General features: G+C 70.6%; 6 protein-coding genes. 4 read left to right on the forward strand and 2 right to left on the reverse strand.

Going from position 1 to position 7,813, the window contains the following annotated elements:
* Window positions 1-765: 765 nt before the first annotated feature.
* A complete protein-coding gene (locus ACFOWE_RS24350; protein ID WP_377291635.1) occupies window positions 766-1,146 on the reverse strand; it encodes a hypothetical protein in 381 nt (126 codons plus the stop codon).
* Window positions 1,136-1,267, reverse strand: coding sequence for a hypothetical protein (locus ACFOWE_RS24355; protein ID WP_377291637.1), 132 nt, complete (start codon window positions 1,265-1,267; stop codon window positions 1,136-1,138). Before ACFOWE_RS24355 ends, ACFOWE_RS24350 begins: the two co-directional genes overlap by 11 nt.
* 301 nt (window positions 1,268-1,568) lie before the next feature.
* On the opposite strand from ACFOWE_RS24355, the gene ACFOWE_RS24360 reads away from it, so the two are divergent.
* The 4 genes from ACFOWE_RS24360 (at window position 1,569) to ACFOWE_RS24375 (ending at window position 7,649) form a co-directional block, all read left to right on the forward strand.
* Window positions 1,569-3,038, forward strand: a complete 1,470-nt coding sequence (locus ACFOWE_RS24360) for a helix-turn-helix transcriptional regulator (RefSeq protein ID WP_377291639.1) — start codon at window positions 1,569-1,571, stop codon at window positions 3,036-3,038.
* Between the two features lie 12 nt (window positions 3,039-3,050).
* The gene (locus ACFOWE_RS24365; RefSeq protein WP_377291641.1) at window positions 3,051-3,677 is read left to right on the forward strand and encodes a 2'-5' RNA ligase family protein; all 627 of its coding nucleotides are present in this window, start codon (window positions 3,051-3,053) and stop codon (window positions 3,675-3,677) included.
* Window positions 3,678-3,953: 276 nt separating this feature from the next.
* A complete protein-coding gene (locus tag ACFOWE_RS24370; RefSeq protein WP_377291643.1) occupies window positions 3,954-4,937 on the forward strand; it encodes an endonuclease/exonuclease/phosphatase family protein in 984 nt (327 codons plus the stop codon).
* Between the two features lie 717 nt (window positions 4,938-5,654).
* Window positions 5,655-7,649 carry a Xaa-Pro dipeptidyl-peptidase gene (locus ACFOWE_RS24375; protein WP_377291645.1) on the forward strand — a complete coding sequence of 665 codons (1,995 nt, stop codon included), beginning with the start codon at window positions 5,655-5,657 and terminating at the stop codon, window positions 7,647-7,649.
* Window positions 7,650-7,813: the final 164 nt, after the last annotated feature.

Consider the following 7,813-nt stretch of genomic DNA (forward strand, 5'->3'; position numbering starts at 1 on the left):
GACCCCGCCGCTGTTGGCGGCGAGGTCAGACCCCTACATCTTCAGCAGTCTCCTAGTCCATGATGCGTTCGGCGAGGACATCGGGGATGCGGAGAGGCGGGCGGTGAGCCGTCCGAACAGCTCCGTGGAGATGAGAACGCGGAGGTTGGTCAGCTTCTCAGGCGTGAGCTGGATCGCGGTGGGGGACATGGAACCTCCTTCACACGTTCGACCGTCTGGCCGCTGGATGTCGTGCGGTGGTGCCGTTCCGTGCGGCGCCCCCGGGGAAGGACCGGAGACCCTGGGGGCGCCGCGGGCGGCCAGGACGGGTCCGCGCCTCGATGGCACCTGGCCGCGTTAGTCCCTTGCGGGTTCCCGGTCCCGCAAGGGAGTTGGTGGACGCGGCAGCACGGGAGGCGAGTGGTTTCTCCCGTGCTGCCGCGCCAGCTCATGAGGGGCCGAGGACCGTGTCCCAGGCGGGTCCGGTCGGATGCGGCACGCCGAGCCGGTCCGCGCGGCCTTGTCCATGTCCTCGCGGTGCAGCTTCCACCGGGTGGCGAGCAGGAGCAGCGCAGGCTCACGCCGCGCGGCGCGCGCACGGCCGGGGAGCAAGCTGCTGAAGAACTCTCGCCGCGTGATCATCCGCGGCCGTCCGGGACGTAGACGGCGGCGAGGCCGGGCATCGCCCCGAGCAGGAGATAGGGCGGAGGCTTCCACACTCCCTCGGCAGGTGCGAGGCCGACGCCGGTCGGCGTCTTTTCGACCGGGGGCAGGTTCTCGGGCACGTCACTCGGGCGCAGCATCATTGGTCAGGGCTTCCAGATAGGAGTCGGTGATCGTTCCGGCGGTTCCGTTGCGGATGCTCTCGACGGTCTTCCGCTGCATGACCGCGAGGTGGCCGGCGAGTCGTGCAGCGGCGCCCGCCGCCGTCCACGCGATCGTGACCAGCGGCTTGCTCCGGTCTCCGATGACCGCAGGCGGGACGGTCCAGCGGATGCTTTGACCGGTGGATCGGGCGACGAGCCCGGCGAAGACCGAGATCAGCGCATCACCGGATCGCAGCGGGTGAACGTCCGCGCGGACGCCGTACCGGTGTTCCAGGATGGCGGTGACTTCCTCAGCCAACTGCTCGGCCGCAACGGGGGTGGTGTTCAGTTCAGGCACCATGGCCGCCTCTCCCGATGAACGTCGCGGACTGCGCCCCGTCCGGCCCGTAGAGGACCACGCCGCCGTCGCCCACCCACACGGCCGTGGCGCCGCTGTCGGCGCTGCCCAGCGGCATGTACATGCCGTGGTCGGATACGTACGGGCTGGGGCGTGGGGACCGTTGAAGGCCGGAGTCGCGGGTCATCGTGAGGACTTCCTCGGGATCGGAAGTGCGTGAGCGGGATACTCCTACGGTTCCAGCTCAACTACTCAACGTCACGGACGGTAGTGTCCATATCTTTTGGACACAGCCCGACCCTCTCACCTGCGGAAACAATGCGCCGCCGGGCCCAGTTTGGACAATCCATCCTCAGCGGGTCCGGTGACAGCGGGCGGCATCCGGCTACCGTGATGCCAGACGCCACCGCTACAGGGAGCGGCCGATGCCACCACGTGCCAAGCCCGGCTCCAAGGCCGAGCGCGAAGCCCTGCGTGAGGAGATGCGGCAAACCGGATGCAGCCTGGCCGAGATCGTCATCGAGATGCGGGCCCGTTGGCGAATGCGGCCCCGGGAGGCGTGGCGCCACGCCCACGGATGGACCCTCCAACAAGTCGCCGACCGGCTGGATGTGGCCGCCGTCGCCCACCCCGGTGGTGCACTGGCCTGTGACGCTTCCCTAGTCGGCAAATGGGAGCGGTGGCCGGACCGGGCCGGGCGCCGGCCCACGCTGCGAGTGCTCACCCTGCTGGCCGGCATCTACGGGTGCGCGGTCGAGGACCTGCTGGATTTAGAGGACCGGCAGGCGTTCCCGGCCGAGGAACTCCTTCTTCTGCAGCGGCCCGAGCCGCCCGCCGAACCTCGACCCGCCCCAGCCGAGATCGAACCGGAGACCGTGCCGCCGGCCGGGGCCGAGCTGGTGCGTACAGCGGCGGCGGAGTCCGCCGCATGGGCGGCCTGGGCCGAAACCACCAACGTCGGTGACTTCGCGCTGGAACAGATGCTCGCTGATACCCGCACGCTGGCCACCGCCTACCTCAGCGAGGACCCGCTGACGGTGTTCGGCCAGGCCCGTCGCCTCCGCGACCAAGTGTTCGCTCTGCTGGAGGGACACCAGTACCCGCGGCAGGCCACCGAGCTGTACGCCGCGGCCGGATACCTGTGCGCGCTGCTGGCGTGGATCAGCTCCGACCTGGGCCAGATGCAGGGCGCCGACACCCAAGGCCGTACCGCCTGGCTGTGCGCGGAACTCGCCGGGCACAACGAACTGCGAGCATGGGTGCTGTCCACCCGAAGCAAGATCGCCATGTGGGACGGGCGGCTGCGCGAAGCCATCACCTACGCCCGCCGCGGCGCCACCTACGCCCCCCAGGGCAGCGCGGAGGTGATGCTCGCCTCCCAAGAAGCGGACGCCTGGTCCCTGCTGGGCGCCGCCGAGGAAGCGCGTACCGCGGTCCTGCGCGCCGCCGACGCCCGCGATCATGCGGCCGGCACCGACGAGGTCGGCGGGATCTTCACCTGCACAGAGTTCCGCCGCGCGAACTACGCCTCAGCGGTGCTGCTACGCATCGGCTCGCCGGACGAAGCACTGCGCGAAGCCGAAGCGGCGTTCGCCCGCCGGGAACCGCGCGCCTACGGCACCACCGCGCAGGTCCGCATCGTCCAGGCGGCCGCGCACCTGACGCTCCGGCAGCCGGACGGCGCGGCCGAGGCACTCCGCCCGGTCCTCGCGCTGCCCCCGCAGCAACGACTGGAGCCGGTGACCCGCCGGGTCCAGGAACTGGGCGCTGCCCTGGCTCGCTCCTCCATGGCCGACAGCACACCGGCGGTCGGTCTGCAGGCGGCGATCCAGGAGTGGTGCCTGGAGTCAGCCCCGCGGGTACTTGCCCTCTCGCGGGGAGAAGAAGCGATTTGATGGGATGAGCGCATGAGCGATGAACAGCGGATGGCGGATCACTGGTGGTGGCGGCCCGGCTGGAGCCAGGGGCGCCGCTTCTACACCTGGCACATGACCTTCACCGACGCACCGGACGTGCACCGAATCGCCGAGCAGTACCGCCAAGGCCTGAAGGGCGTAGACGGGCTGGACCTGGTTCCGGACCAGTGGCTGCACCTGACCATGCAAGGACTCGGGTTCGTCGACGAGGTGCCGGAGGACGACGTGCGGGCGATCGTCGCCGCCGCCACCACCCGCCTGGCCTCCATCCCCGCATTCGAGCTGACGCTCGACCGGCCGCAGATCACCCCCGAGGCGATCCGCTGGGAAGGAACCCCCGCCGCCCCGGCGGCCGCCGTACGCTCCGCGATCCGCGAGGCGATCGGCGAGGTCTGGCAACAGGTCCCCGAGCAGGCCGAGGGCTTTGCCCCACATGTAACGATCGCCTACAGCAACGCCACCGGGCCCGCCGCGCCGGTCGCGGCGGCCCTGGACGCGGTAGACGCCGCTCCCGCGCTGGCCCAGATCCGCAGCGCCGAACTGATCGTGCTGAACCGCGACCGGCACATGTACGAGTGGGAGACCTACGCCACCGTTCCATTGGCGGCGGGCAAGTGATCTAGACGCCGGGACCGTCATCCGGCGTTCCTGCTTCCTTCGCTGTGACCAGGCAGCAGCCAGTTTGCCCGCAGGGAGAGACACGAGTCGGCCCACCCTCACGACTGCGGGGAGGACGCCTTGGCCGCGCTGGGACCTCCGGCCGCGCACCACGCGGCTCCCTAGCAGGAGAGCCGCGACCCGACCGCCCGGCGCAGGCCGTAACCAGGATTTCCCGCCCGCCGGTCGGCTACCGTGCCCGGTGACGGCACCCGGCCGACAGAAGGCAGGCGGCGCATGACAGCGTTCCGGATCGCCACGTTCAACCTGGAGAACTTCGACGAGACCGCACCCGACCAGCGGCCCTCCCTGGCAGAGCGCATCGCCTTGATGCGGCCGCAGATCCTGCGCCTGCGCGCCGATGTGGCCCTGTTCCAGGAGGTCAACGGCCAAGAGCGGCCTGGCCGGCCGCGGGAGCTGCTGGCCCTGCGAGAGCTGCTGGCCGACACCCCGCTGCAGGGCGCCACCCTCATCAGCACCCGGCCCGCCGACGGCGGCGTCTACAACGAGCGCAACCTGGTCGTGGCCACCCACCTGCCCGTACGCTCGCACCGGCAGCTACGCAACGACCTGGTGGCCACCCCCAGCTACAAGCGCCTGACCGCGATCCCGCCCGACACGACCGCCATCGACATCACCGTCGAGCGGCCCATCCTGCACGTCGAGCTCGGCCCCGTCGGCGGCCGGGCACTGCATGTGGTCAACGTGCACCTGAAGTCCAAGCTGCCCACCGACATCCCCGGCCAGAAGATCGACGCCCACACCTGGCGCAGCGCCGACGCCGCCGCCGAAGGCGCGTTCATCTCCTCGATGAAACGCATGAGCCAGGCACTGGAGGTGCGCCGTCTGGTCGATGAGATCCTCGACGCCGACCCAGAGGCCCGCATCGTGGTCGGCGGCGACTTCAACGCCGAACCCGACGAGGTACCGATCACGGCGATCCGCGGCGACGTCGAGGACACCGGCAACGGCGACCTGGCCGGCCGAGTACTGGTGCCGATCGAGCACACCATCGCCGCCCCAGCCCGCTACACCCTGTTCCACCAAGGCCGCGGCAACATGCTCGACCACATGCTCATCACCCGCAACCTGCTGGCCTTCTACCAAGGTTCGGAGATCCACAACGAGCTGCTGCACGACGAGTCGGCCGCCTTCGCCGTCGACCGCAAGTACCCCGAGTCCGACCACGCGCCGGTGGTGGCGACCTTCGACTTCGGCTGAACCCCGATGAAGGTCGCCTGACCCAGGGAATGGTCATCGGTCGTTCCTACCTGGCCGGATACAGGGAAACTCCGGTGTTCTCGCTGTCCTAGGCCATAACGAGCGCCCCGCACCGCGCTTCACCCGAGCAGGTACCGGCAGCACTCGCCGGCGCGCTGTGCCGAGTGCCGCTGCGCGCGTGGCCGTGGCCACTGGCTCCGGCCTCCTTCTACGTCGCCCCCGGCCTGGTGACCCGCGTCAGTCCCTAGGACAAGAAGGAATGCGATCACCACGCACGACGCCGGACACCGGCTGACAGCGAAGGATCTCGAGTTCGCAGCGCACATCGATCGAATCGCCGAGGGACACGGGGCCAGGCCGGCGCACTGAGCGCGGAGGGCCGTCCTCCAGCATGGAGACGATCACCTCGCACCGTCCGGGACCGACCGCCAGCGACCCGCTGGAAGAAGCATCGACCGAGCTCGAGACCAAGGAACGCAGGTAGCCGCCGGCACGCATGCGGGACCCGTCCCAGGAGGAAGTGCGGGGCCCTTCAGCAGAGCGGTACGGCGCCCGCCGTGCAAGCGGCCCGCCGTGTCGGAAGGCGCTGCGCTGTGACCGGCACGGCCCCGGAACGCCCTGATTCGTTACATCCCTGATCTTGCCAGGGAAGATCGCGAGGGCGGACATTGACACAAGTTGTCAATCTTCATCGACCCCACCAGGGAGCCCCCCTCGATGAACCGCTGGAAGACGATCCTGCTCACCCTGGCGCTGGCCGTACCCCTCGGCGCTCCGCCGGCGGCGGCCGAACCCCAGGCCCCGCCCCCGCCGGCGTCTCCGCCGGCGCCCGCCCCGATCGAGAACAACGAGACCCAGCCCGTCCACTCGCGCGCCGACGCCCTGACCGAGACCGTGTTCGTGGAGGTCGCCGGGACCGACAGCGACGCAGACGGCCACCCCGACCGGGTCGCCGTGGACATCATGCGCCCGGCGGCGACCGCCGCCGGACTGAAGGTGCCGGTCATCATGGAGGCCAGCCCCTACTACGCGGGCGGCAACGACGTGGCCAACCACGTCGTCGACCTCGACGGCTCCGACCCGGCCGGCATGGAGTACCGCCGCAACAAGTTCCGCGACCTGCGCGAGCAGATGTTCGGCGATGCCGAGCAGCCTGGTGCCCGCTCCATCACGGCTCCTCCCTTCCCGGGCTATTACGATAATTTTTTCGTGCCGCGCGGGTACGCGGTCGCGCTGGTGGAGAGCCTGGGCTCGGGCCGGTCCACCGGCTGCCCGACCACCGGCCTGCCCAACGAGACCGCCGGGCCGAAGGCCGTCATCGACTGGCTGAACGGCCGGGCGAAGGGTTATGACGCGGATGGGAACGAGGTGCGGGCCGACTGGTCCACCGGGAACGTCGGCATGATCGGCGTCTCCTACAACGGCACCCTGCCCAACGCCGTCGCGGCGACCGGCGTCGAGGGTCTGAAGACCATCGTGCCGATCGCGGCGATCTCCTCCTGGTACGACTACTACCGCGCGAACGGCGGCGTCGTCGCCCCCGGCGGCTACCAGGGCGAGGACGCCGACGTGCTCGCCCGCTACGTGCTGACCAGGCAGGACGGGCAGCAGGTCTGCGGCGCGCTGATGGACGCGATCGGGCGCGACCAGGACCGGGTCACCGGCGACTACTCGCGTTTCTGGCACGAGCGCGACTATCTGAAGGACGTGCGCAAGGTGCGGGCCGCGGTGTTCCTGGTGCACGGCCTCAACGACTGGAACGTCAAGACCGGGCAGGCCGTCCAGTGGTGGGAGGCACTGGCGGAGCGGGGCGTGCCGCGCAAGATCTGGCTCCACCAGGGCGCGCACTTCAACCCGTTCAACTTCGCCTCCCGCAACGCCGAGTGGCTGCGCCAGCTGCACCGCTGGTTCGACCACCACCTGTACGGCCTGCCCAACGGCGTCATGGACGAGCCGCAGGCCGACGTGGAGCACGGCCCCGGCCAGTGGGAGCGGCACGCCGCCTGGCCGCTGCCCGGCACCCGCGACGTGCGCCTCGCCCTGACCGCGGGCTCCGGCGAGAGCACCGGAACGCTGAGCCCGCGCCACGGCCACGGCGCGAAGCCGGCGAAGTCCACGGAGGCCTTCATCGACGCTCCCGCGCGCACGGCCGAGCAGCTCGCCGAGAACGAGACGATCGCCGACCCGAACCGGCTGGCCTACCTGTCGCAGCCGCTGGCCCAGGACGTGCGCCTGTCCGGCACGCCGCAGGTCAAGGTCAGGGCGGCCTTCTCCGCCGGGCGCTCGCCGTACCTGACGGCGCTGCTGGTCGACTACGGCACCGACGCCCGCGCCCACGGGCGGGTCGCCTACGGAGCCACCCCGGTCTGCTACGGCCAGGGCGTGCCCGGCGACACCGGCTGCGCCCGGCTGGCCGAGCACGTCCCCGTCACCGCCCCCTTCAAGATCGTCACCAGGGGCTGGCTCGACGTCCGCAACCGGCACTCGGCCGCCCGGACCGAGCTGCTGCGCGAGGGACGCTTCCACGACTTCGTCTTCGACCTGCAGCCGGGCGACCACGTCTTCAAGGCCGGCCACCGGATCGGCGTCGTGCTGCTGTCCACCGACCGGGACTTCACCCTCCGCCTGCCCGCCGGGACCCGCGTCGAGGTCAGGCCGGACGACAGCTCGGTGACGCTCCCGCTCGTCGACGGGCGGCGCACACTGGACTGAGCCCGGCCGGTCTCGGCTGCCTGGATAGGGCGGTCCAAGACCCGGCGACTATTGCGGTAACCGCCATCCCGGCTTGGCTGTCGCCCGCTGTCTCCACACAGTAGGGGCGACTGTCGGCCGGGATCGGCTCGTGATCGGCGGTTGACGCGTCGACGAGGCCGTGA

This window comes from Planomonospora corallina, from assembly GCF_042650625.1.
GTDB classification, from domain to species: Bacteria; Actinomycetota; Actinomycetes; order Streptosporangiales; family Streptosporangiaceae; genus Planomonospora_B; species Planomonospora_B corallina.

Bases quoted from the DNA above. Each gene is read 5' to 3' on its own strand.
- ACFOWE_RS24360 (WP_377291639.1), top strand. From the start codon at position 1,569: ATGCCACCACGTGCCAAGCCCGGCTCCAAGGCCGAGCGCGAAGCCCTG.
- ACFOWE_RS24375 (WP_377291645.1), top strand. From the start codon at position 5,655: ATGAACCGCTGGAAGACGATCCTGCTCACCCTGGCGCTGGCCGTACCC.
- ACFOWE_RS24355 (WP_377291637.1), bottom strand. From the start codon at position 1,267: ATGTACATGCCGCTGGGCAGCGCCGACAGCGGCGCCACGGCCGTGTGG.
- ACFOWE_RS24370 (WP_377291643.1), top strand. From the start codon at position 3,954: ATGACAGCGTTCCGGATCGCCACGTTCAACCTGGAGAACTTCGACGAG.
- ACFOWE_RS24365 (WP_377291641.1), top strand. From the start codon at position 3,051: ATGAGCGATGAACAGCGGATGGCGGATCACTGGTGGTGGCGGCCCGGC.
- ACFOWE_RS24350 (WP_377291635.1), bottom strand. From the start codon at position 1,146: ATGGTGCCTGAACTGAACACCACCCCCGTTGCGGCCGAGCAGTTGGCT.